The sequence below is a fragment of the Sunxiuqinia elliptica genome, assembly GCF_900113005.1.
Lineage (GTDB): Bacteria > Bacteroidota > Bacteroidia > Bacteroidales > Prolixibacteraceae > Sunxiuqinia > Sunxiuqinia elliptica.
In genome coordinates, this window is the sequence record NZ_FONW01000012.1 from 60,613 (window position 1) to 85,639 (window position 25,027).

19 protein-coding genes are annotated in these 25,027 nt (G+C 40.8%); 7 read left to right on the plus strand and 12 right to left on the minus strand.

Features of this window, described 5'->3' with window-relative positions:
- Positions 1-257 precede the first annotated feature (257 nt).
- Positions 258-1,229, plus strand: a complete 972-nt coding sequence (locus BM156_RS17475; protein ID WP_093921195.1) for a class I SAM-dependent methyltransferase — start codon at positions 258-260, stop codon at positions 1,227-1,229.
- A 2-nt stretch (positions 1,230-1,231) separates the two neighbouring features.
- Here the strand turns inward: BM156_RS17475 and BM156_RS17480 are convergent, their stop codons facing one another.
- From BM156_RS17480 to sufB, 6 genes are all read right to left on the minus strand, one after another.
- Entirely contained in the window at positions 1,232-1,450 is a 219-nt protein-coding gene (locus BM156_RS17480) for an aminotransferase class V-fold PLP-dependent enzyme (protein ID WP_139218324.1), read from the minus strand.
- Positions 1,451-1,636: 186 nt separating this feature from the next.
- Positions 1,637-4,015 (minus strand): hypothetical protein, encoded by a 2,379-nt coding sequence (locus tag BM156_RS17485; RefSeq protein WP_093921197.1) that lies wholly within the window; start codon positions 4,013-4,015, stop codon positions 1,637-1,639.
- Positions 4,016-4,307: 292 nt separating this feature from the next.
- Positions 4,308-5,528 carry an aminotransferase class V-fold PLP-dependent enzyme gene (locus BM156_RS17490; RefSeq protein WP_093921198.1) on the minus strand — a complete coding sequence of 407 codons (1,221 nt, stop codon included), beginning with the start codon at positions 5,526-5,528 and terminating at the stop codon, positions 4,308-4,310.
- Positions 5,529-5,702: 174 nt separating this feature from the next.
- Positions 5,703-7,064 (minus strand): Fe-S cluster assembly protein SufD, encoded by a 1,362-nt coding sequence (gene sufD / locus BM156_RS17495; RefSeq protein WP_093921199.1) that lies wholly within the window; start codon positions 7,062-7,064, stop codon positions 5,703-5,705.
- Between the two features lie 5 nt (positions 7,065-7,069).
- Positions 7,070-7,810 (minus strand): Fe-S cluster assembly ATPase SufC, encoded by a 741-nt coding sequence (gene sufC / locus BM156_RS17500; protein WP_093921200.1) that lies wholly within the window; start codon positions 7,808-7,810, stop codon positions 7,070-7,072.
- A gap of 75 nt (positions 7,811-7,885) precedes the next feature.
- The gene (gene sufB / locus BM156_RS17505) at positions 7,886-9,331 is read right to left on the minus strand and encodes a Fe-S cluster assembly protein SufB (RefSeq protein WP_093921201.1); all 1,446 of its coding nucleotides are present in this window, start codon (positions 9,329-9,331) and stop codon (positions 7,886-7,888) included.
- 146 nt (positions 9,332-9,477) lie between these two features.
- Between sufB and thiL the strand changes: the two genes are divergently transcribed.
- Entirely contained in the window at positions 9,478-10,527 is a 1,050-nt protein-coding gene (thiL, locus tag BM156_RS17510) for a thiamine-phosphate kinase (RefSeq protein WP_093921202.1), read from the plus strand.
- Positions 10,528-10,754: 227 nt separating this feature from the next.
- On the opposite strand, the gene lpxA is transcribed toward thiL, so the two are convergent.
- From lpxA to BM156_RS17530, 4 genes are read right to left on the minus strand one after another with little or no spacing between them, the layout of a single operon-like run.
- Positions 10,755-11,537, minus strand: coding sequence for an acyl-ACP--UDP-N-acetylglucosamine O-acyltransferase (gene lpxA, locus BM156_RS17515; protein ID WP_093921203.1), 783 nt, complete (start codon positions 11,535-11,537; stop codon positions 10,755-10,757).
- 26 nt (positions 11,538-11,563) lie between these two features.
- A complete protein-coding gene (locus BM156_RS17520) occupies positions 11,564-12,952 on the minus strand; it encodes a bifunctional UDP-3-O-[3-hydroxymyristoyl] N-acetylglucosamine deacetylase/3-hydroxyacyl-ACP dehydratase (RefSeq protein ID WP_093921204.1) in 1,389 nt (462 codons plus the stop codon).
- Between the two features lie 21 nt (positions 12,953-12,973).
- The gene (lpxD, locus tag BM156_RS17525) at positions 12,974-14,020 is read right to left on the minus strand and encodes a UDP-3-O-(3-hydroxymyristoyl)glucosamine N-acyltransferase (protein WP_093921205.1); all 1,047 of its coding nucleotides are present in this window, start codon (positions 14,018-14,020) and stop codon (positions 12,974-12,976) included.
- A gap of 37 nt (positions 14,021-14,057) precedes the next feature.
- Complete coding sequence (locus tag BM156_RS17530; protein WP_093921256.1) at positions 14,058-15,308, minus strand: HD domain-containing protein; 1,251 nt, start codon at positions 15,306-15,308, stop codon at positions 14,058-14,060.
- A 421-nt stretch (positions 15,309-15,729) separates the two neighbouring features.
- On the opposite strand from BM156_RS17530, the gene rimP reads away from it, so the two are divergent.
- From rimP to infB, 3 genes are all read left to right on the plus strand, one after another.
- The gene (rimP, locus tag BM156_RS17535; RefSeq protein WP_093921206.1) at positions 15,730-16,191 is read left to right on the plus strand and encodes a ribosome assembly cofactor RimP; all 462 of its coding nucleotides are present in this window, start codon (positions 15,730-15,732) and stop codon (positions 16,189-16,191) included.
- A 12-nt stretch (positions 16,192-16,203) separates the two neighbouring features.
- Positions 16,204-17,439, plus strand: coding sequence for a transcription termination factor NusA (nusA, locus tag BM156_RS17540; RefSeq protein WP_093921207.1), 1,236 nt, complete (start codon positions 16,204-16,206; stop codon positions 17,437-17,439).
- A gap of 104 nt (positions 17,440-17,543) precedes the next feature.
- The gene (gene infB, locus BM156_RS17545) at positions 17,544-20,519 is read left to right on the plus strand and encodes a translation initiation factor IF-2 (RefSeq protein ID WP_093921208.1); all 2,976 of its coding nucleotides are present in this window, start codon (positions 17,544-17,546) and stop codon (positions 20,517-20,519) included.
- 170 nt (positions 20,520-20,689) lie between these two features.
- Here the strand turns inward: infB and gcvH are convergent, their stop codons facing one another.
- Positions 20,690-21,070, minus strand: coding sequence for a glycine cleavage system protein GcvH (gcvH, locus tag BM156_RS17550; RefSeq protein ID WP_093921209.1), 381 nt, complete (start codon positions 21,068-21,070; stop codon positions 20,690-20,692).
- Positions 21,071-21,175: 105 nt separating this feature from the next.
- Between gcvH and tsaE the strand changes: the two genes are divergently transcribed.
- Positions 21,176-21,622: a tRNA (adenosine(37)-N6)-threonylcarbamoyltransferase complex ATPase subunit type 1 TsaE gene (gene tsaE / locus BM156_RS17555; RefSeq protein ID WP_244525758.1), complete on the plus strand. Its 447-nt coding sequence runs from the start codon at positions 21,176-21,178 to the stop codon at positions 21,620-21,622.
- A gap of 56 nt (positions 21,623-21,678) precedes the next feature.
- Entirely contained in the window at positions 21,679-22,887 is a 1,209-nt protein-coding gene (locus BM156_RS17560) for an alanine dehydrogenase (RefSeq protein WP_093921210.1), read from the plus strand.
- A gap of 189 nt (positions 22,888-23,076) precedes the next feature.
- Here the strand turns inward: BM156_RS17560 and pulA are convergent, their stop codons facing one another.
- Entirely contained in the window at positions 23,077-25,026 is a 1,950-nt protein-coding gene (pulA, locus tag BM156_RS17565) for a type I pullulanase (RefSeq protein ID WP_093921211.1), read from the minus strand.
- Position 25,027: the final 1 nt, after the last annotated feature.

Below are 25,027 nucleotides of genomic sequence, written 5' to 3' on the forward strand. Positions count from 1 at the left end.
GTCTGCCCACTTTATTATTTAACTAAATTTAATGATTGCACGGACCTACTAACCGAATAAATACTTATGCAAATCATAAAATTAACCGTATTCAATGAATAGCTTACTCGTACTGAAACACTTTCTAAAAAAATAGATGAGTTAGTTACATTAGCTCGCAACGGCTTTTATTATGTAGTAATTCTTATGCAAACAACCTTATGGCAAAAAAAATAATTACATTTGATATATAGTGAAATCAGCATATTACCAGAAATATGAACATACTTAACAACGGTGATTTTTGGGAATTATTCACAAAAGCCAAACAAAAAGGTGGAGCTTTTTTCTTCAAGAAAATATCTTTCAATTCAAAAAAGAGAACTCAAAGTACATTTAGTTCACAGAAGAGACAGGGAGCAAATTGGTGGATTATTCCAGAGGTTAAGAAACGTGAAAATAGAAAAATCTCGGGAGACACTCATAAAACGTTTGATAAACACCTGATAGAATGCCACCTGAAAAACAAAAGAGATTTACAACTCTTATCTGTTGCCTGCGGAAGCGGAAACAGAGAAATAACTCTATCAAAAAGTGGCTTCTTTAAGAATGTTACAGGTATTGACCTTTCACCAGACCTCATACAGGAAGCTCAACAAAAGGTTAGTAAAATGCAATTGACAAATGTAAGTTTTGAGCAAGCTGATTTCTATGATTTCAAAATGGAGGACAATTTTTATGATGTAATTTTATTCCACTCAGCCTTACACCATTTTCAAAAGATAGAGGAAATCGCTCTGAGAGTTAAAACAAGCCTAAAGAGGGACGGAATACTTGTTTTAAATGAGTTTGTTGGAAAAAACAGACTTCAATTCACAAAGCATGAACTTTTCCAAATGAACAAATTACTAACAACAATTCCTAAACCTTACAGAAAACGCTATTTAACGAAACTAACAAAGCAAAAGATATATGCTCCCGGAGTACTCCGAATGATTATCTCAGATCCCTCAGAGGCTGTTGAATCTGAAACAATTTTACCAGTTATTCACAAACACTTCAAAGTAATTGAAGAAAAGAAAATAGGAGGTGATCTTTTGATGATGGTATTAAAAGACATAGCCCATCATTTTGTCAACTCAAACAATCAAGAAAGTAAACAAATCTTACAAGACCTTTTTGAAAAGGAAGATGAATACCTCCAAACAACACATCACCCTAACTTCATTTTCGGGATTTATAAAAAATAGTCCTACCGCAACATGCCAACGAGCTTATTCAAGGCCTCGATAAAGCGGTCGATCTCGTCAAATGTGTTGTAAACAGCAAATGAGATTCGGATGGTTGCTCCTTGTTGGTAATGATCCATAACCGGATCAGCACAAAGCCGGCCAGTGCAATATGCGTATAATGCTAGCCATACAAATGATTTACAAAAAGAGACAATCTGATCTAATAGGTTATTTTTCATGCCGATAACATTTACCAGACTGACGGGGTCCTCTTTCCAGCTTTTGGGTATCACTTCTGCTACTGCTGAATTGCCCACCGAACAATCAAGTTGATGAAACTACGGCTTCATCAACTTGACAAAAGATTTCAGTACAAGAAAAAAATTCGTTAAAAAAGTAAAAACCTCAACATAGTAACCGCCTTTTTATGGAATACAAATTGAAAACCGAAGATCATCAACAATAACTTCGTTATCACCAGAGTTCCAGAGGTACCCTTTCAACATACAGTTAGCTTTATCGTGCACATAAGAGACAAAATTGCTAATATTATTCCAACGCGTTCCATCCAGTAGCTGTCCATCAACCGCTTGCCCCTCCCACAAAACACGGCCATCTTCATCGTTAATTTCAAGGACCAAAATAACTTGATTGGAATAATCGTAATCTGATGATTTCACCCAACAGTCAATGCCAATTTGCCACTGCCCAAATGGAAGTTGATCAAGTGAATAAGAAAATGTCGTGGAAAATGAATTTGGGCGTAGAACACATGCCTTTTGACCTGAGTATTTATCAACAGTCAAATTCGATTCACTTACAGAGCTCCAATGATCTAAAACATTGACTTCGAGTTGATTCATAGAAGTAAAGATCATGGAATCGTTTTGAAACCCCATCTTATTAAAAAAATTTAAGACATAACCGGGATTATTCCCAAATTGAGTCTGTTCCCATTTTAGATTTATATTTTGGGAGATGATCTCTTGGTTCGAACATTTAAACATGATCTGTTTTACCTCTGGTGCTTGATCAATCTTAAAAAAGTAGGGTGCAATCCATATTCCATCCGATGCATTTTTGGGAACAATCCGATATTTATGGACCAAACCGCTGTTCAATTTCAGGTAAATCCAGAACTGTTCATCTTTGTAAAAGAAGCTTTTCAACCGTTGCTTCCAATGCTTTTTGAAATCCATTTTCACTCTCAGCAAACCAGAGTCCCCCTTGGGGACCGATATCCATTCTCCCCATGTTGTTGTATTTTCCTCAAGCGTTAAGCTCCGGGAACCAATGGGTACATCCCGTCTTTTCAGTATCAGAAATTGCTGATCTTTGTAAAAATGATCGTAAGATTTTAAAATTTGCAGTATGGTTTGCGGCTCATCATTCAACAAATACCGGTTATCGATACTATTGAAACTCCCACCATTAATATCCGTCGAAATTTTATCCAACTCCCATATAATATATTCAGGAGCTTGGGGTGATCCAAAATGTTTAAAATTCTGTTGGTCCAACCAATGGGTATAACTGGCATAACTTTGAATGACAGGTCGTGGAATCCAATTCAATTCCAAGTCATTTGCAGGAATAATAGAATATTCCCATGGATAGATATCAACTGTTGCCCCTTTAATCGAATCATGAATAGCCTGAGGAAGTTTTTTTGAAGAGATATTTTCATCAGTGACCTCTAGTGACTTCTCTTTTAAATCAGAAAAATGCAAGACAAACTCAACAAAGTTAGTTGGCTGCCCCCAACTCCAACGATACAGTTTTTCATTATAGTTTACGGTATTTCTTATGTTTAGAAATAACATAATCACCGCAACAGCTCCCACAATTAAATTCAAAAACGTGTGTTTTCGATTAAAAACAACGAATATTGAAAACACAATAAACACATAAACAAGAAAACCTCTGAAATGATAAAAATCTTCCCTTGCCAATCCATGTTTCCAGGCAGCAAAAAAGCTTAACAAAACTAAAAATGAGAAAAAAAATGATCTTCGCGTTCGATTGATAATAAAAAACAATGCTATCGAAGCTACTAGAAAAATGCCTAGTTGCAGCCAATTATTCTGTGGATAATAAGAGGCAGCAGAGGAATTATCCTGAGCCAAATGAAACATTCCAGCTACATATCGGGAAAAACCGGAGAGATTTCCAAATATGATCAACCACAAAATCAGCAGAGCCCCGACAATTGAACCGATATCCTGCAACAGTGTTTTCAGTTTTCGGTGGCAGAAAACAAAGCTATAAAATACAAATGAAGCACAAATTAATCCCGTAAGAATAGCCAAATATGATTTGATATAAAAAGCAAAAGCAGTAATAACAAAAGCAAATACTTTGATCCCATTTCTTTTATAAATAAAATAATTACAATACAAAAGGACAACATTAGCTAGTATAAGTTGATGCATTCCCGCAATCATTGAGATAACATAAGTCAACAGAAATGCAACGAGCCAATAGCTCCATCCTTCTTTTTCCGTCAAATAGATAATGTTAACTGCCAAAAGTACCTTTGCAATCATCAGAACCGACATAGCCAAAACAATATTTTCCTGTGTTGGATATGTTAAAAAAGCCAATGGTCCATGCGGGAAAATAATAATCTCACCTAATGAAAGATCATTTAGAAACAACCAATTAAATGCCCATTTCAAAGAATAATCAATACCAATAGAAAAAGTCCAGTCGTTTTCGGGAAAAGTGAACAAAGCGGTGAAAGTACCAATCAGTATAGCGATGAGCGCTTTTTTGTTTTTGAGTTCAGTAGTAACTAACTTCATTTTCTTAGTGTAAGCGATACATATTCTATTTGGAAGTTGAATATTTACGAACATAAATAAACTTCTTTAAAAGAATAGTTGCAAAGTAAAAATAAAACTCCAAACTTGAATAGGTCGAAATCTAAATTAAGTCCCATGCTCATTGAATCGAGGCGAACCTGTTCATTCAAATGATCTCTTCCATTTTAATAGACTACCAAAGAATCATGCCGTACTTTGAAGTATGCCAGTTGGAAAACTATTTATGCATCTATCTTCTCCTTGAAATAACAGCAATTCCAAAAATCAACTCTTACCCCAGCATCACGCTTAATCTCTCCAAGGCCTCGATAAAACGGTCGATTTCGTCAAATGTGTTGTAAACGGCAAATGAAATTCGGATGGTTGCTGCTTGTTGATAATGATCCATAACCGGATCGGCACAAAGCCGGCCAGTACGAACAGCAATGCCCATTTTATCAAGCATAGTCCCCAAGTCGAACGGGTGAATTCCATCAATATTAAAGGTAATTACCCCTGACTTTGCTTTCTGGGTTCCGAAGATCCGCATTCCTTCGATTTGCTCCATCTTTTGTGTAGCGTATTCCAACAATTGATTTTCATAGCTCGCAACTTCAGCAACGCCCAATTGCAACAAGTAGTCGATGGCTACACCAAATGCAATAACTCCGGTTATGTGAGGGGTTCCGGCTTCAAACTTATAGGGCAATTCGTTGAAGCTGGTCTTTTCAAAGGTCACCTCCGAAATCATCTCCCCGCCTCCCTGGTAGGGTGGCATCTGTTCCAATAGCGCTTTCCTTCCGTACAAAACACCAACGCCATTGGGGCCATACATTTTATGTGCTGAGAAAACATAGAAATCAGCATCCAGCTCCTGCACATCAACCGGAATGTGTTTTACCGCCTGAGCTCCATCAACCATTACTTTCACGCCTTGAGCATGAGCTTTTGTAATAATCTCTTTCACCGGGTTAATGGTCCCCAAGGTATTGGACACATGAGCAACGGCAATCAGCTTCGTTTTTGCATTAATCAGTTCATCCAACTTCTCAACTTCCAGCCGGCCATCATCAGCAAAAGGCAACTTAACGATACGAGCACCTTTGCGTTCAACCATCATTTGCCAAGGAACAATATTGGCATGATGTTCCATTTCTGACACAATGATTTCGTCACCTGCTTGAATAAAAGCTTCGCCAAAAGAAAAAGCAACCAAGTTGATACTCTCAGTTGTTCCCTTGGTGAAAATAATTTCTTCCCGACTTCCGGCATGAATAAAACCAGCCACCTTATCCCGAACGGCCTCGAAATCATTGGTTGCCTGATCGGCCAGGTAATGCGCCCCACGATGAATATTCCCATAGTACTCTAAATGCAGCTGTTCCTCCTTCTTTAAAACCGCCAACGGCTTTTGCGAGGAAGCAGCACTGTCCAAATAAATCAATGGCTTGTTGTAAACCTGTTGGTCGAGAATAGGGAAATCTTTTCGTATCTGGTCAATATCGAGGGTCATAATATTTCGAAGTTAAGATGAAATTGAGCCTTCCAGTAGTGGTTGCCCAACATGACTAAAACAGTCGCACAAAATTAATGTTTTTGAACAAACCAGAAGGCTTAAGCAATACAGAAAACAGCTAAAACGAACAAGAGCTCCCAACCTGGAAGCTCTTTTTATCTTTTAAAACGATTAACTCATATCGCATGAATGGCAGCGAGCTAACTCCCCTCGAAGTCTTTTCTCGACCAACTCATCAATACGGTCTCGCAAAGGTTCCACCCGGATGTTCTGCACCACTTCATGAGCAAAAGCATTCATCAGCATCATTCGTGCATCTGATTCTCCAATTCCACGCGCACGCAGATAAAACAAAGCTTCTTCATCAATCTGTCCTACCGTTGCACCGTGGCTACATTTTACATCATCAGCATCAATAATCAACTGAGGCTTGGTATTCATCTTTGCCGAATCGGTCAACAAAACATTGTTATTCCGCTGAAAAGCATTGGTTTTCTGTGCATCGCGAACCACATGAATTCGCCCGGTAAAAGCGCCAACTGAATCCTCATCCAACACATTTTTGTACACTTGGTTACTCAAGCAGTTTGGATAAGCATGCTCAATATTGGTGAAATTATCAACATGTTGCTTTTTGTCGGTGAATGACATGCCATACACATTGGCTTCGGCATGTTCTCCGGCAAATTCAACCTTCAGGTTATTCCGAATCAGACCACCATGCAGCGTTGCTACACTGGTCAGTAAATTTGAATTAGCTCCTTGTTTAAAAAACGATGAGTTAATTGAATTGGCTTGGTTGTCCTGGTTCTGAACGGTATACACATCTGCAACAGCATCCTCTCCTACAAACACCTCGGTCACATTGTTCGTTAAGAAATCACGAGCACTGAGCGTATGATCGCAGAAAATGACTTTAGCCTGGCTATTTTTGCCAACAACAATTAAGTTACGCTGCGTAGCGAAAACGGCATCTTCTGCACGCATCAGGTTAATCACCTGAATTGGCTTTTCCAGCACCACATGATCGGGAACATATAAGAAAAAGCCATCTTTTGCTAAGGCTGTATTTAAGGCAACAATCGGATCTTCAGACAAACCAGCTTGTCGGTTCAGGTAATCCTGCACTAGTTCAGGCTGCTCGTTAGCCACTTCTTGTAAACTGCCAACGACAACACCTTTAGGCAAATTTTGCAAAGGCTGATTTTTGGCGTAATACCATCCATTCACCAACAAAACTACATGGGTATCCAACTGAGGCACATCACAACGAAAAGCTTCATTCAAATCAATGTCTACCTTTTCGTATTCAAGAATGTGTCGATAATCTTGATCAAAGACCCGTTCTAGATTCGTGTACTTATAGTCTTCGTTTTTAAAACCGGGAATTCCGACCTTTTCAAAACGTTTGATCGCAATGTCGCGCATCCGGTTAATCAAGTTCGATGATCCCTCATCCAACCGAGCCCGGTTTGCATGAAACAGTGCGGTATATCTTTCGCTGAGCGCGATTTTATTCGCTGTCATTGTCATTCCATCTATTTTTTTAGCCAGTCGTATCCTTTTTCTTCCAACTCCAAAGCCAACTCTTTACCGGCCGATTTTACAATTCGTCCTTGGTACAACACATGAACAAAATCAGGGACAATATATTCCAACAAACGTTGGTAGTGCGTAATTACGATCGCTGAACGTTCTGGATTTTTCAAGGCATTTACACCTTCTGAAACAACTCTCAAGGCATCGATATCCAGTCCTGAATCGGTTTCATCCAAAATTGCCAATTTGGGTTCCAACATCGCCATCTGGAAAATCTCATTTTTCTTCTTTTCACCACCCGAAAAACCTTCATTTACAGAACGGTTTGTTAATTGCGAATCCAAATGAACCAACTCTTTCTTTTCGCGCATCAACTTCAGAAACTCGCCAGCAGTTAGGGGTTCCAAACCTTTAAACTTCCGATGCTCATTCACTGAAGTTTTGATGAAGTTGACCATGGGTACTCCTGGAATTTCTACTGGATACTGAAACCCTAAAAACAAGCCCATGCGTGAACGATCTTCTGCCGAAAGATCCAGCAAATCTTGTCCTTCGTACAATACTTCACCTTCCAGTATTTCGTATTCTTCTTTTCCTGCTAATACATTTCCAAGTGTACTTTTCCCTGAACCGTTTGGTCCCATAATGGCGTGTACTTCGCCAGCTTTAATTTCAAGGTTGATTCCTTTCAGGATTTCTTTTCCTTCAACTGCAACTCTTAAATTCTTTATTGTAAGCATGTTATTTGTAGTTTCAAGTTCTGAGCTCGAACTCCTGCAACGGCACAAACTCAGGAATTAATTTAAAAATCAAAATTATCCAACACTTCCTTCCAAGCTTATTTGAAGCAATTTCTGTGCTTCAACAGCAAACTCCATCGGCAATTTATTCAACACTTCCTTGGCATAACCATTAACAATCATTCCAATAGCATCCTCTGTCGAAATTCCTCGCTGGTTACAATAGAAGATTTGATCTTCTCCAATTTTGGAAGTTGTTGCTTCGTGCTCAACCACCGACGATTTATTACCCACTTCAATGTAAGGGAAAGTATGTGCTCCACAGGTTGATCCTAACAACAAGGAATCACACTGTGAAAAGTTGCGTGAATTAACAGCTCCCGGCAGAACCTTGACCAATCCACGATAAGAGTTATCACTTTTTCCGGCTGAAATACCTTTCGAGATAATCGTGCTCTTGGTATTCTTTCCGATATGAATCATTTTCGTTCCGGTGTCTGCCTGCTGGTAATTATTGGTCACTGCTACCGAGTTGAATTCACCAACAGAATTGTCGCCCATCAAAATACAACTTGGGTATTTCCAGGTGATGGCCGAGCCGGTTTCAACTTGGGTCCAACTAATTTTGGATGACTCTCCGCGGCAAATACCACGCTTGGTCACAAAATTGTACACCCCGCCTTTTCCTTCTTTGTTCCCCGGATACCAGTTCTGAACGGTCGAGTATTTCACCTCTGCACGATCAAGTGCAATGATTTCAACAATCGCAGCATGCAATTGATTTTCGTCACGCATTGGTGCTGTACAGCCCTCCAAATAGCTCACATAACTGTCATCTTCGGCGACAATTAACGTTCGCTCAAACTGGCCTGTTCCCGCAGCATTAATCCGAAAATAGGTTGACAGCTCCATCGGACAGCGCACCCCTTTGGGAATGTAGCAGAATGATCCGTCAGAAAAAACAGCCGAGTTCAAAGCAGCAAAGAAATTATCTGAAGTCGGGACTGCTGATCCCAAGTATTTTTTCACCAAATCAGGATGTTCCTGAACGGCTTCGCTGAAAGCACAAAAGATGATGCCTTTTTCAGCCAAAGTCTCTTTAAATGTTGTTTTTACTGATACACTATCGATTACTGCATCAACAGCCACCCCAGCCAGAACTTTCTGTTCTTCCAAGGGAATTCCCAACTTATTGAAGGTTTCGATCAACTCTGGATCGACTTCATCTAAACTCTCGTACTGAGGCTTCTTCTTGGGCGCTGCATAGTAAATGATATCCTGAAAATCAATAGGAGGTATTTTCAGATACGCCCAGTCAGGCATAGGCATCTTCAACCACTTGCGGTAGGCTTCCAATCGAAATTCCAGCATGAACTCCGGCTCATTCTTCTTAGCCGAGATCATCCGAATAACATCTTCGCTCAGCCCTTTGGGTATGGTGTCCATCTCATAATCAGAGACAAAGCCAAATTTATATTCTTGCGAGGTTACCTCATGTAAAATTTTATCTTGTTCTTCCATATCCCTCTTTTATATCGTTTCTTTTACCGCTTGTTATAACAAACTTTAAAATAGACTGTTTAAAAATAATTGCAAAGATAAGGAAGTTAAGCTATTTTTGCAGCCGAAAACAATTAAAACACACCTTAAGGTCTGATATTTAAAACATGGATAATACAAAAAAACAAACAGCGCTATCAACATTGGGAGAATTTGGTCTTATTGATCGGCTAACCCAACAAATTAGACTTCAACACGAAAGTACCGTTAAAGGAGTTGGGGATGATGCTGCGGTCCTGAATTTTGACAAAAACCATGTAGTTGTCACCACCGACATGCTCACTGAAGGAATTCACTTCAACCTGATGTATGTTCCTTTGAAACATCTGGGCTATAAAGCTGTTGTGGTCAACTTATCAGATGTTTTTGCCATGAATGCACAGCCTCGTCAAATCACTGTTTCCATTGCTGTTTCCAGCAAGTTTTCAGTCGAAGCCATCGATGAGTTGTATGAAGGAATTCATTTGGCATGTGAACAGTATGGCGTTGACCTTATTGGTGGTGACACCACCAGTTCAATGACTGGATTAACCATCAGCGTTACCGCTATTGGCGAAGCCCCCAAAGAAGATTTAGTATACCGAAGTGGAGCACAGCCAAATGATTTAATTTGTGTTTCCGGTGACTTGGGAGGTGCCTACATGGGCTTGCAGCTTCTTGAGCGCGAAAATGCAGTATTCAAAGTAAACCCGAAAGAACAGCCCAAACTGGAAGGGTACGACTATATCTTAGAACGTCAGCTCAAGCCTGAAGCGCGTGGAGACATTATGCAAGCACTCAAACAGCTTAATGTAAAGCCGACTTCCATGATTGATATTTCGGATGGGCTTTCGTCTGAACTCATGCATATTTGTAAAAACTCAAAGGTTGGCTGTGCGGTTTATGAAGAAAAAATCCCGATGGATTTCCAAACCAAGCAGTTTGCAGAAGAGCTTAGCATCAACCCGCTGGTTGCAGCATTGAATGGCGGCGAAGATTATGAGTTGTTATTTACGATTCCTCTTTCTGATCATGATAAAATCAAAAATGATCCAGATATTACCGTCATTGGACACATCACTGCAGAAGCGGACGGAAGCCAGCTCATTACTGCGGCAGGCTCAGCAATCCCACTGCAAGCACAAGGATGGAATCCAATAGCCAAAGAATCTGAATAAGCTTACGGCAGACCTTTTAACTTGAAGTTGATCAGCCTTCCTGGCAGAAAACCGGAAGAGAGAGGATAGGGTCACAAGTCATTGAGGAAAAACGGTTCTTCAATTAAACTATTGCGAGGCGTTTTGACACCGTAACAAACTTCGAAAATACAAGTTACCACATTCAAAAAAGACATAAAAAAACCCAGCTAAACTAGCTGGGTTCATTCTTCAATATCTTAATTGAATTAATCTGGGAAGTACCCCCGAATAATTCCTCGTTTAGAGTCTTTCACAAACAATAAGATTTCGTCACGCTCTGGAGTTGCCGACATCTCAGCCTCAATGATTTCGACAGCCTGAGCCGTATTCAACCCTTTTTGGTAGATGTAGCGATAAATCTCCTGAACCTCACGGATTTTATCATTATTGTAGCTTCGTCTTCTTAAGCCAATTGAGTTAATTCCAACATAAGAAAGTGGTTCACGTCCTGCTTTGATAAATGGTGGAACATCTTTACGAACCAACGAACCTCCTGAGATCATTACATGCGATCCAATATGACAGAACTGGTGAATCGCAGTCATTCCTCCAATAATTGCCCAGTCGTCAACGACCACTTCTCCGGCCAATTGGGTACTGTTCACCAAAATCACATTACTCCCTACAAGACAATCATGCGCGATATGTACATAGGCCATAATCAAGCAGTTGCTACCCACAACTGTTTTTCCTCTCGCAGCCGTTCCTCTGTTAATGGTGACAAACTCCCTAATGGTCGTATTATCTCCAATCTCCACAGTGGTGTATTCACCTTTAAACTTCAAGTCCTGTGGGACTGCACCAATAACTGCTCCGGGGAAGATGCGGCAGTTTTTACCAATCCGGGTTCCGGGCATAATGGTTACATTTGAACCAATACGAGTACCTTCCCCGATAATGACATCCTTATCAATGGTAACAAAAGGCTCGATCACCACATTGTCTGCTACCTGTGATTCAGAATGTACGTAAGCTAACGGTTGTTTCATGCTATAATTGTTTTCAGTAATTATATTTACGCTTTAACGATCTGTGCCATAAAGTCTCCCTCCGCAACTACGGTATCACCAACGTAACACAGACCTTTCATATTTGCAATACCTCTTCGGATGGGCGAAATTAACTCCATCCGGAAGATCAATGTATCACCTGGAACAACTTTCCGGCGAAATTTAACATTATCAATACGTATGAAATAGGTTGAGTATTTATCTTCTTTGTCTTGCAACACGTACAATCCACCACACTGTGCCATCGCTTCAATCAAAAGCACACCTGGCATAACGGGCTCTTCCGGGAAATGTCCCTGAAAGAAAGGTTCATTGACGGTCACATTCTTAACTCCAACAATGTAGTTGTCTTTTATTTCGATCACCTTATCGACCAGCAAAAATGGGAAACGGTGTGGCAAAAATGACCGGATTTCATTGATACACATCAATGGTTTTTGTGCCGGATCATAGCATGGAATCACACTACAAGCGTCCTGCTTACGAATCTCCTTTTTCAGCAGCTTCGCAAATTCGGTATTTGCCTTATGCCCTGGTTTGGTTGCAATAATACGTCCTTTAATGCGACGTCCGGCCAAACTCAAATCACCAACGACATCTAATAATTTATGACGAGCACATTCGTTTTCAAACTGCAACTCAAGGTTATTCAGGATTCCTTGCTCCTTTTTCACCTCAACATGCTCGTGATTAAACAGGTCGGCCAGACGATCCAGTTCGTCCTGACTAATTTCCTTATCCATAATCACGATGGCATTATCCAAGTCTCCCCCCTTCACCAAATTGTTTTGCAGCAAAAACTCCAGTTCACGAACAAAAACAAACGTTCGGCATGAAGCAATCTCCGTTTTAAATGCCTCCAGATTCTCCAATACAGCAAACTGATTGTTCAGCACACTTGAATTGAAGGCAATCATTACGTTTAAGTTGTATTCACTGTCCGGCAATGCGATAATTTCAGATCCTGTTTCCGGATCTTTATAAACCATTTTCCGGGTAATCTCAAGATACTTCCGTTCTGCCTCCTGCTCTACAACACCGGCTTTCTCAATAGCCTCCACAAAAAGTTTTGAACTTCCATCCAGAATAGGAACCTCTTGGTTATCCACTTCAATCAGCACATTATCCAGATCCATTCCTGTTAAGGCAGCTAAGGCATGCTCAATTGTGCTTAAGCGTATATCATCCTTACCAATGACCGTACCTCTCGAGGTGTCGATCACTAAACTAGCGTCAGCATCCAATACTGGCTGCCCCTCCAGGTCGACACGTTTAAACTTAAAACCATGATTTTCAGGAGCTGGCTTAAAGGTCATATTAACCAAAACTCCCGTATGTAGTCCTTTGCCGCTTAGTGAAAACTCGCGGGCTAGTGTTCTTTGCTTCACTGTCATTTCCAAGTCGTTTTCTGAGACTTATTCTTCGTTCAACTTCGATTTGAGTTCTTCAACTTCCTTTTGCAGAGCAAGCAACTGTTCACGCATCTGCGGAAGACGTCTGTATACTACGTATGTTTTCAACGCTTTATCGTGATCCATAGCCGGTGCTCCCAGCACGGTCCGACCTGCCTTAATACTATTAGAGACACCTGCCATTGCTCCAATTTTAACATTGTCGCCAACAGTGAGGTGTCCGGCAATTCCAACTTGCCCTCCAAACATACAATTCTTACCAACTTTTGTTGATCCGGCAATTCCAACCAACGCAGCCATCACGGTGTTTTCTCCAACCTCGCAATTGTGAGCGATCTGAATCAAATTGTCCAGTTTTGCCCCTTTACGAATGACTGTTGATCCCATGGTAGAGCAGTCAATTGTGGTATTGGCTCCGATTTCAACATCATCTTCAAGAATAACATTCCCAACTTGAGGAATCTTCTTGTAAGAACCATCAGCCATTGGTGCAAATCCAAAACCATCAGAACCAATCACAGCTCCCGCATGAATAATGCAGTTGTCTCCAATTACAGTTCCATCGTAAATTTTAGCTCCGGCATAAATAATGGTATTATTCCCAATTATCACTCCTGAACCAATATATGTTTGTGGATAAATTTTAACGTTGTTTCCTAGGCTAGAATTAGCCCCGAGGTAGGCAAAAGCTCCAAAATAAACAGATTCTCCAACCGTTGCTGAATCATCAATGAATGAAGGTTGTTCAATACCACTCTTCATTTGACGAGCTTGCTCATACAATTCTAACAAAGAGGCAAATGCCTCGTACGGATCATCGACCCGGATAAGCGTTGCTTTGACCTCATGTTCTGGTTCAAAATCTTTTCTGACCAATACAATCGAGGCCTCTGTTTCATAAATGTATCTTTCGTATTTTGGATTGGCTAAAAAAGCCAGCGTTCCTGTTTTTCCATCCTCAATTTTGGATACATTGTTTACGCTTACATTCTCATCGCCCTCTACCGTTCCATGCAGAAACTCAGCGATGTTCGTTGCTTTAAATTCCATAATTTTTTTCTTGGCGCGCTGCAAAAATAGGTTTAAATTACTTAATGTCCAATTCTTTCGGATAACACACAAAATATTTCCTTACCGTTTGCGACAGGCTAGAAAGGTTAATATCTGATGCTTCGTTTATCTCTTTTACCTTTCCATTCTTCATCAAAATATTGATTTTATCGCTTCCTGCAGCGTAAGCATTATTCGTTATTGAACCACGAATCAAGAAATAATCAAGCTTATCCCGGCTCACCCCCCAACGAGACATAATCTCCTCCTCCATTCGCTGAATTCGTTGAGCTGGGAACGTTGAGTTTTTGATTTTTATCCGAAAAAGTTTCCGATTGATCACAGCCCCTGCCAAGTAGGCCAATATGTTATCTTCGTGATACTGCCATTGCTTCATTGCCGAAATTAGATCATTGTCATCCAATTCTACAAACAACTCCAACAGGTTTTTCTTCTCTGCAAACGACTGCTTCAAGAAACAATCTAGTGTTATATGGTGCTTCAGAAATACGGCAAGTGCCGGGGTCGCAAAAAGCTCCTCCCCGTTCATCATTAATTCCTTGGCTCGACGCAAAACGTTAACCAACATGTTTTCGGCAGATAGCACCGTTTTATGCAAGTAAACCTGCCAATACATCAGCCGCCGGGATATTAAGAACTTCTCGATAGAATAAATTCCCTTATACTCAACCACCAGACCATCGTTTCGGACATTTAACATCTTAATAATGCGGTCAGATCCAATTGTTCCTTCGGTTACGCCCGAGAAGAAACTGTCTCTTCGCAAATAATCCAGTCGATCCACATCCAACTGACTAGCGACCAATTGATGCAGAAATTTTTTGGGATACTCATTCTTAAAAATTTGAATCGCTCGATCAAGTTTTCCCTTAAACTGCCGATTAAGCTCTTCCATTAACATCAACGAAATGTGCTCATGAGAAATTCCTTCGACCAGCGAATGCTCCAATGCATGGGAAAAAGGACCATGGCCAATATCGTGCAACAATATAGCACAAGTTACAGCCTCTTCTTCCTGCTCCGTAATCTCCACATCTTTCATCCGCAAACTCGCTATTGCCGACTGCATTAAATGAACAGCCCCAATGGCATGTTCGAACCGCGTGTGATTTACTCCCGGAAACACGATATAGGAAAGCCCCAGCTGTTTAATGCGCCTCAAACGCTGCAAAAACGGGTGTTCTATTAAATCATAGAGGAATTCAGACTGGATTGTGATAAACCCAAAAACCGGATCGTTGATTATCTTTTTCTTATTTGTTTTCAAGCCCAAAAGCGATCTTTTAAAAATGCATAATCAACAAAAGTAAGAATTTTTTCACACCACCTAAACCAACTACCTCTAGTCCAGTTAAAAATCAGCCTCTAACTCCCCTCAGACGAGTTCTGCTAAAAATAGGTTCCGACTCTAAAACCAGCCTCACACAGGCATTCTGAGACCTTTGCCTTCGCTTTGAGCAAACTCTTTCCCACGAATAGAAAAATGCATTACCCCTTCGTTAGCTCCTCATTGATTACCCCTTCGACGACCAATCTGTCAAAATCCCGCCTCGCCTTTACCTATCAACTGATGATCATGAACTTCCACATTTTGAGAATTGAATTCATTTTGCTAATTTTGCGCTGACAATTGGAAGAAAGACCGTTTGCAGGGGACCCAAAGTCCCCTGTTTTATTAGTCGAAATTTATGATTGACAAAGAGAAAATCGCACAACTCATTGAAGACGAATTAACTGACGATCAGTTCATCGTCGATTTTGAAATAACACCAAGCAACCAAATCATGGTTACCTTGGATGGCGAGAACGGAATCACCATTGATCATTGTGTGCGCATTAGCCGTTTGGTCGAAGGAAACCTTGACCGTGAAGAAGAAGATTTTGAATTACAAGTTTCTTCGGCAGGATTAGGACAGCCCTTGAAGATCCATCGTCAATTTGTAAAAAATACCGGCAAGGAGATGGAAGTCGTTTTAAGTACCGGCGAAAAGCTGGAAGGAATACTGAAATCAGTCGACCAAGATGGCTTTGAATTGGAAACATCCAAACGTGAAAGGGTGGAAGGACATAAAAAAAAGCAACTTATTACGCGTACTTACCGTATAGCGTTTGACGAAGCTAAAACAGTAAAAAACATTATAAAATTCTAAAACGAGGGCAAGATGGATACAATTAATCTTATCGATACCTTTTCTGAATTTAAAGACCTGAAAAATATTGATCGGGTCACGATGATGAGCGTTCTTGAAGACGTTTTCCGCAATGTTTTGCAAAAATCATACGGGACAGATGAAAATTTCGACATCATTATAAATATTGACAAGGGTGACTTTGAAATTTGGCGGAACCGTGAAGTCGTAGAGGATGATGCAATTGAAGATCCGAACACGCAAATTACGTTGACAGAAGCCAAGAAAATTGACAATGACTACGAGGTAGGTGAAGAAGTTACGGATGAAGTAAAACTTCAGGACTTCGGTCGCCGTGCAATTCTAAACCTGCGTCAGAACTTGGCCAGCCGGATTTTGGAACTTGAAAAAGACCACATTTACGGCAAATATAAAGGTAAGATTGGCGACATTGTTACCGGCGAAGTTTACCAGGTATGGAAAAAAGAAATCCTTGTTTTGGATGACGAAGGCAACGAGTTGATTCTTCCAAAAACCGAGCAAATCCCTTCCGACTATTTCCGTAAAGGAGATAACCTCCGGGCGGTGGTTTACAAAGTAGAGTTAAGAAACAACAACCCACTGATTATCCTTTCCAGAACATCTCCAGTATTCCTTGAGCGCTTATTCGAGCTTGAGGTTCCTGAGATTTTTGATGGTTTGATTACCATTAAAAAGATTGTTCGGGTTCCAGGAGAGCGTGCCAAAGTTGCAGTTGAGTCGTACGACGAACGTATTGACCCAGTTGGTGCATGTGTTGGAATGAAAGGATCTCGTATTCACGGCATCGTTCGTGAACTTAGAAATGAAAATATTGATGTGATCAATTATTCGGCTAATGTTCAGTTGTTTATTCAACGGGCATTGAATCCGGCAAAAATATCGTCAATCAAATTACACGAAGACTCGAAACGCGCTGATGTTTACCTAAAACCAGATGAAGTTTCGTTGGCTATTGGTAAAGGAGGCTTAAACATTCGTTTGGCTAGCCAGCTTACCGGTTACGAAATTGATGTCTATCGTGAAATGGAAGCAGATGAGGAAGATGTAAATCTGGATGAATTTGCTGATGAAATTGAAGGCTGGATTCTGGATCTACTAAAATCAATCGGATGTGACACTGCAAAGAACGTGTTGAGTTTAAGCCGTGCCGATTTGATTAAACGTACCGATCTTGAAGAAGAGACGATTGATCACGTATTAAAGATTTTACGCGCTGAGTTTGAGTAATCCCAAACAATTAACACCAAACTATTGGGATTTAAATAAATTGGATTTAAAATTGCATAGTTTTTTGCGTAAAACTTAAAAAAAGAAAAAAATAGATTGGGTATATGGCAATTGGCAAAAAAAATACGCGACTTAGTAAGGTAGCAAGAGAGTTTAATGTTGGAATTTCTACGATCGTTGATTTTCTACATAAAAAAGGATTCGATATTGACTCCAACCCGAACTCAAAAATTTCGGAAGATGCATATCATATGCTCGAAAAAGAGTATAAAAGTGACATCTCTCTGAAAAAAGAGTCTGAGAAAATTAACCTGATGAGTCATCGTAGTAAAAATGAATCTATTTCATTGGACCAGCCGGAAACAGCATCTGACGATACGGAACAAGATGACAATGACGGTGAAGATGAAGTGGAAGAAGTGCGCATTAAGGATATGAATGTTCCGAAGAAGGAAGTTCCTAAACCAAAGCCAGAGCCAAAGCCTCATCCAAAAGAAGAGAAAGAAAGCTTACCTGAAGTTGAAAAACCACGGGTGGTCGGGAAAATAGACTTGGAGAGTGTTCAACCAAAAAAACGCGAGGGAAAACCAACCGTTATTAAAAAAGGGGACTTAAAACAGCAAGAAGCTGAAAAGCCCAAAGCTGTCGAGCCGGAAAAAGAAAAAGAGGTTACCAAGCCGAAAGAAGCCGAACCGGAAAAGCCAGAGGCTGTAACGCCTAAAAAAGAGGAGAAAGTAAAAGAAGAAACTCCTAAAAAAGCAGAAGAATCTCAAGACGTTCAAACAAACATTCCTAAAGTTGACGAGGTTAAGGTCGTAGGAAAGATTGACTTATCATCAATCAACCAAAAAACACGCCCTACGAAAAAGACCAAGAAACAAAAAGAGGAAGAACGCAAGGAACGCGAAAAGCAAAAAAGGCATTCTCAACATAAAGGCCAGGATAAAGATATTAAGACCAATGTGAATAAGCTTTCCGGTCCTAATGTTGTTGGTAAAATTGAGGTCAATAAGAACCCAGGAGGTTCTTCCAATGATAATTCAGCAGCGAAGAAAAAACGTCGCCGAATCCAAAAAGATTCTAGTCCTCGCGTTAACGTTGAAAAGAAACAAGGTCAACAACGCGGCCGCATGCAACAACAAGGCGGAAAAGGAAAACGCAGAATCATTAAGAAAGAGGTTAGCGAGGAAGACGTACAAAAGCAAATTAAAGATACTTTAGCTCGTTTGACATCTGGAAAACAGAAGTCAAAAGGAGCAAAATATCGTCGTGATAAACGCCAAGCAGCCAGCGAAAAAGCAGCTGCCGAATTCGAAAAGCAAAGTGCAGAAAAGAGCATTTTGAAAGTTACAGAATTTGTTTCTGTATCAGAATTGGCAACCATGATGGATGTTTCAGTTACTGAGATTATTTCATCTTGTATGAGCTTGGGGCTTTTCGTATCAATCAACCAACGACTCGATGCAGAAACCATGTCGATTGTTGCTGAAGAATTCGGCTACACCGTTGAATTTGTAAGTGCTGACATTATGGAAGGTGTCGAAGAGGATGACGAACCCGATGAAGTTCACCCACGGGCTCCGATTGTTACTGTCATGGGGCACGTTGACCACGGTAAAACCTCATTGCTTGACTACATTCGTAGTGCAAACGTAATTGCCGGTGAGGCTGGAGGTATTACCCAGCACATTGGAGCTTACCACGTAAGCCTTGAGGATGGTCGTAAAATAACCTTTCTGGATACACCGGGTCACGAAGCGTTTACCGCGATGCGTGCACGGGGTGCTCAGGTTACCGATATTGCAATTATTATTGTAGCTGCTGATGATGACATCATGCCTCAAACCAAGGAGGCGATCAATCACGCGCAAGCAGCAGGAGTTCCAATCGTATTTGCCATCAACAAGATTGACAAACCCGGAGCTAACCCTGAAAAAATTAAAGAAGGACTTGCCAACCTAAACTTCCTAGTTGAAGAATGGGGTGGAAAATATCAAAGTCAGGATATCTCAGCCAAGCAAGGACTTAACATTAGCGAATTGCTCGAAAAAGTAGTTCTTGAAGCTGAAATGCTTGAGCTTAAAGGAAATAAAGACAAACGTGCCAGTGGTACAATCGTAGAATCGTCACTGGATAAAGGACGCGGATACGTTGCAACCGTTTTGGTTCAGAACGGAACACTCCGCCAAGGAGACATTGTGCTGGCCGGTCAATACTACGGTCACATCAAAGCGATGTTCAATGAGCGTAACCAACGTATTGACTCAGCAGGCCCCTCAGAACCAGTTATTATTTTAGGACTGGATGGAGCACCTCAGGCTGGTGATAAATTCAACGTATTTGAAAATGAGCGTGAAGCGCGTCAAATTGCCAATAAGCGTGAACAGTTAGCACGAGAACAAGGCTTGCGAACTCAAAAACATATTACGCTGGATGAAATTGGACGTCGAATTGCTATTGGAAACTTCCAAGAACTGAACTTGATTGTTAAAGGTGACGTGGATGGATCAATCGAAGCACTTTCTGATTCATTGATTAAACTGTCAACCGAAGAAATTCAGGTGAATGTAATCCATAAAGCTGTTGGTGCAATTTCTGAATCAGATATCATGCTAGCTACCGCTTCCGATGCAATCGTTGTGGGATTCCAGGTACGACCAAGCTTGGGTGCTCGTAAATTAGCCGAAAAAGAAGAAGTAGATATTCGCCTTTACTCGATCATTTACGACGCGATCAACGAGCTAAGATCAGCAATGGAAGGGATGCTTTCTCCTGAAATCAAGGAAGAAATTTTGGGTACCGCAGAAGTATTGGAGACTTTCAAAATTACCAAGGTCGGAACCATTGCCGGATGTATCGTTCGGGATGGCAAAATTGCAAGATCTTCGAAAGTCCGCTTGATTCGCGATGGCATCGTAATCTATACCGGAACCTTAGGCTCCTTGAAACGATTTAAGGATGATGCTAAAGAAGTTCTGAAAGGCTACGAATGTGGATTGAACATTGATGGCTATAATGACATTAAAGTAGGCGATATGGTCGAAGCCTTCCACGAAGTTGAAGTTGCAAAATCACTCTAACGAGAAAAGATATCAATTAAAAAAATCCGGTTTTACACCGGATTTTTTTTTGCTCAAAACCCACCTGCTTGCACAAAAAAATCCCTGTTGAAAAATTTCAACAGGGATTTCAATTATTGTATTGATCAAACCCCTAACATGGGATTTATTTTTAATTCAATCTCTGAAAATTAAGCTTCCAGCATGGCTTTGTAAGCTGCTGCATCCATCAGTTCATCCAGCTCAGCCGCATTGCCCACTTCAATCTTAATCATCCAGCCATCACCATAAGGATCTTTATTGATCAGTTCTGGCTCATCTTCTAGAGCAGTGTTAAACTCTGCGACTTTACCACCGACTGGCATAAACAAGTCAGAAACAGTTTTTACCGCTTCTACTGTACCAAAGGTTTCTCCTTTTGGAAGATCTTCACCTTCAGTTTCTATCTCAACAAAAACGATGTCACCCAATTCTCCTTGAGCGAAGTCGGTAACTCCGACATAAACAACGTCTCCTTCAACACGAACCCATTCGTGTTCTTTTGTGTACTTTAAGTTCTCTGGCAGATTCATAATGATAGCTTCAATTGTATTTTTATCAAAAGTAATACATTTTTCGAAAACATAAATCCAACAAAGATCAGCCTTTGTGTTTTTTAAATTGAAGATTACTTAAATTTGCATCAATCAGAAATTTATACCATGTATTCTATCGAGATTAATTCAGTTGACGAAATCCGGGAAGCAGCCCGGAACTTTTTAGCCCAATTCAAGCAAGAACGCATCTTCGCTTTTTACGGTAAAATGGGGGCAGGCAAAACAACCTTTATTAAGGCGCTATGCCGAGAGTTAGGCTCCACCGATCCGATCACAAGTCCAACTTTTGCGTTGGTAAACGAATACACAACAGGCGAAGATGAACGGATTTTTCATTTCGACTTTTATCGAATAAAAAATAACGAAGAAGCACTTGACCTTGGCTTTGACGACTACTTGTATACCGGGAACTACTGTTTTATGGAATGGCCCGAAAATGTAGAAGATTTACTACCCGCAAACATCGTCGAAGTAAAATTAGAAGTGAAAGACTCTTCGGCGCGCACCATCACAGCGAATATCATCTGATCCTTTTTTTGAAAAGATACATTTATAGCGTAAATTGAACTACCAATTTTTTTAGAATGACTGACCAGGAACAACAAGCGGAAATCAAATCATTGTTATTGCCGAAGGAAGAAATGCTGGAAATACGCCGCAAAGGGAAGAAAATTACCATTGGAATTCCATCCGATTCAGCAAAAATTGAATATCGGGTTCCACTTACTCCCGAGGCTGTAGAACTACTGGTTTCCTATGGGCACGAGATTTATCTTGAAAAGGATGCCGGAAAAGCAGCAAGCTACTCTGACAAAGAATATCGCGATGCTGGTGCCGTTGTTGTCGATAAACGCGAAGAAGTCTTTCAATGTGATGTTATCATTCGTGTTTCGCCATTTGATTCAGATGAAATTGACCTGCTCCGTGGCCATCAAACCCTGATTTCGAATATGCACCTCAGCACCCATTGCCTGGAGACCATTCAAAAACTCATGAAAAAAAAGGTAACCACCATTGCCTATGAGTACATGGAAAACGAAGAAAAATGCCTGCCTGTCGTTCAATTGATGAGCCAAATTTCGGGAGCCACTTCCATCACATTGGCCAGCGAATATTTAAGCAACTCACGCAATGGGAAAGGAGTTCTTCTCGGTGGTGTTACAGGGATCTCTCCCACTGAACTCGTTATTTTAGGTGCAAAAACGGCCGCAGAATATGCTGCCAGAGCTGCCTTAGGCCTTGGAGCCACTGTGAAAATATTCGATGACAATATGTTTCACCTTCAGCAGTTAGAAGCCAAATTAGGACAACGGGTATTTACATCAGTCCTCTACCCTAACGTATTGAAGAAAGCCTTGAAATCAGCAGATGTTGTTTTAGGAGCCATGTCTTTCAATAGCCGCACAAATTTTCGGGTATCCGAAGAAATGGTTAAAGACATGAAAGATGGAGCCGTTATTATCGATTTGAATGTTGCACAGGGTGGCTGTTTTGAAACTAGTCAACCAACCAACTTAAAGAATCCCACCTATGTAACGCACGGCGTTGTCCATTACTGTGTTCATAACATGGCATCGATTGTTGCCCGAACGGCCTCAATTGCCTTAAGTAATATTCTTGCGCCCATCATTATCGCCATTGGCGAAAGCGGAGGCATGCAAAACTACATCAAACAGTCAAACGGAATACGTAAAGGCGTTTATATCTACAATGGCATCCTGACCAATAAAGACCTTGGCAACAAACTCAATATTCCGAGTAAAGACATCGACCTGTTATTGGCAATTTTCTAGCGTGGCTGACAAGCTCAAAGTTCACAGTAGCTTAAAGTGAATTTAAGTTGGAGAAGAAATTCTAACTTATTTGAAATCGTTTGATGTTGCCTGAACATCAAAACTTTTGGTTCTATACGCAAGCTCCAGTTCTGCTGTAGCAAATCACCAATCGCCAGCAGGTTGATTCAACTAGTCAATGGGAAATCATCAATAGTCAAGTACAACTTCTCCTTTTACTAGAATCATCATCGACAATGGCGGAATTTCAACATGCTTGTTTTCCAGTCCGCCCACTCCATGTGTATCTATCTCATCATCACGAGCAATCACCTGCCAGTCGTGGGTATCCAGTTCCACCGATAAGATTTCCCTTTGTGCATTAAACACAAGCTGAATTGATTTCCAAGTTCCCGGAAAATCTAAAATAGAATAAGCCAGCACTCCCGGCTGGTAGTTCTTGGAAAAATGCAAGTGCTTCCTGATCTCACCTGCTGATTGCATTCGAAAGGCAGGGACTTCTTTTCGTAAGCGGATAAGCTTCTGAAAATAACTGTAAACATCAGCATATTGCTCCTTCAATTCCCAGTCTATCTGATTAACGGAATCGGGTGATTTATAGGAATTATACTCTCCCTGTTTTGTTCGACAAAACTCACTCCCTGCATGTAAAAAAGGAATTCCCTGAGAGGTCAAAATCAAGGCTGCTGCCAGCTTCTGCATTTTCCTCAATTCAGCATCAGTTGCATCTGGGCAACTGAGTTTAAGCTTATCAAAAAGCGTGAAATTATCGTGACAAGACACATAATTCACACATTGCCATGGCTCAACAGCCCAAGCACTCGTAGAACTCTCGACATAATCATAAACAATCTGCGGATGGAAGCAAGCTCCTACCACCCCAAATTTTACCGCTTCCTCATTCAAGGTTCTTCCGTTAACAAACCCCTTGCTAGTTCCATTGAAATTATTCCCTTTTAAGGCATCGCGCATATCGTCATTAAAGCACGCAATACGATCCAGTTGTTTCACCTGATGCTTAACAGCTCGATACTTTTCATCCATTGGACTCTGATCAGCTGTCCATCCTTCACCGTACAATAACATTCCCGGACGCAACTCATCCAAGCTTTTTCGAATTGAATTCATCGTCTCCAAGTCATGTACGCCCATCAAATCAAAGCGAAAACCATCCAGATGAAACTCGCTCGCCCAATAACAAAGAGAATCAATCATGTACTTACGGGCCATTGCTCTTTCTGAAGCAAACTCATTGCCACAACCACTTGCGTTAGCAAACTGCCCACTAGGCTTTTGGCGGTAAAAATAGCCCGGAACGGTTTGGTTAAACCAAGACCTTCGGGTATACCCAGTATGATTATATACCACATCCATAATCACTCCAATTTCAGTCTGATGCAGTGCTTGAACCAGCTGTTTAAATTCCTTTATTCGGGCAATCGTATCCGGGTTGGACGAATAACTACCTTCCGGACTATTGTAATTCAAGGGATCATAGCCCCAGTTGTATTGTTCATCTGGCTTACGCTCATCAACAGAGTGAAAATCAAAGACAGGCAACAAATGGACATGGGTAATTCCCAATTCTTTTAAATGATCAATTCCTGAGGCCAACTGCTGAGCAGTTTTGGTCTCCGGTTCTGTGAATGCCAGAAACTTTCCTTTGTGCTTCATTCCCGAACTGGGAGCGATTGAAAAATCCCGAACGTGCAATTCATAAATAATTGCATCCACCGGGTTGACTGGATTTAAAGGATGGTCATTTTTCCAATCTACAGGATCTGTATCCCGAGGCTCAAATACCAAGCCTCTGCGGCCATTGGTTCCAACAGCTCGCGCATCAATTCCCGGGGTCTCATTCAGCCAGCCTTGATCATATACCCGGAAGGTGAAATAAAATCCCTTATAATCGCCGAGCAGTGTTAACTCCCATGTTCCCTGATTAGCTTGTATCATCGATTCGACACGAACAGGCCGTCCACCAAGGCTTTGCTTATACAATTTAAATTCAACCTGGCTGGCCGTTGGCGCCCATACCTTCACAAACAACGCTTCGGGCGAATAACTAACCCCCAAATCCATCCCTTCATAATAAGGGTAAGTTGAAAAGTCGATATGATTAAAGCGCCAATCTCTCATG

Bases quoted from the DNA above. Each gene is read 5' to 3' on its own strand.
- sufC (WP_093921200.1), bottom strand. From the start codon at position 7,810: ATGCTTACAATAAAGAATTTAAGAGTTGCAGTTGAAGGAAAAGAAATC.
- thiL (WP_093921202.1), top strand. From the start codon at position 9,478: ATGGATAATACAAAAAAACAAACAGCGCTATCAACATTGGGAGAATTT.
- nusA (WP_093921207.1), top strand. From the start codon at position 16,204: ATGGATACAATTAATCTTATCGATACCTTTTCTGAATTTAAAGACCTG.
- sufD (WP_093921199.1), bottom strand. From the start codon at position 7,064: ATGACAATGACAGCGAATAAAATCGCGCTCAGCGAAAGATATACCGCA.
- lpxA (WP_093921203.1), bottom strand. From the start codon at position 11,537: ATGAAACAACCGTTAGCTTACGTACATTCTGAATCACAGGTAGCAGAC.
- BM156_RS17485 (WP_093921197.1), bottom strand. From the start codon at position 4,015: ATGAAGTTAGTTACTACTGAACTCAAAAACAAAAAAGCGCTCATCGCT.
- BM156_RS17475 (WP_093921195.1), top strand. From the start codon at position 258: ATGAACATACTTAACAACGGTGATTTTTGGGAATTATTCACAAAAGCC.
- lpxD (WP_093921205.1), bottom strand. From the start codon at position 14,020: ATGGAATTTAAAGCAACGAACATCGCTGAGTTTCTGCATGGAACGGTA.
- gcvH (WP_093921209.1), bottom strand. From the start codon at position 21,070: ATGAATCTGCCAGAGAACTTAAAGTACACAAAAGAACACGAATGGGTT.
- BM156_RS17490 (WP_093921198.1), bottom strand. From the start codon at position 5,528: ATGACCCTCGATATTGACCAGATACGAAAAGATTTCCCTATTCTCGAC.
- BM156_RS17560 (WP_093921210.1), top strand. From the start codon at position 21,679: ATGACTGACCAGGAACAACAAGCGGAAATCAAATCATTGTTATTGCCG.
- sufB (WP_093921201.1), bottom strand. From the start codon at position 9,331: ATGGAAGAACAAGATAAAATTTTACATGAGGTAACCTCGCAAGAATAT.
- pulA (WP_093921211.1), bottom strand. From the start codon at position 25,026: ATGAGAGATTGGCGCTTTAATCATATCGACTTTTCAACTTACCCTTAT.
- BM156_RS17520 (WP_093921204.1), bottom strand. From the start codon at position 12,952: ATGACAGTGAAGCAAAGAACACTAGCCCGCGAGTTTTCACTAAGCGGC.
- BM156_RS17480 (WP_139218324.1), bottom strand. From the start codon at position 1,450: ATGAAAAATAACCTATTAGATCAGATTGTCTCTTTTTGTAAATCATTT.
- infB (WP_093921208.1), top strand. From the start codon at position 17,544: ATGGCAATTGGCAAAAAAAATACGCGACTTAGTAAGGTAGCAAGAGAG.
- rimP (WP_093921206.1), top strand. From the start codon at position 15,730: ATGATTGACAAAGAGAAAATCGCACAACTCATTGAAGACGAATTAACT.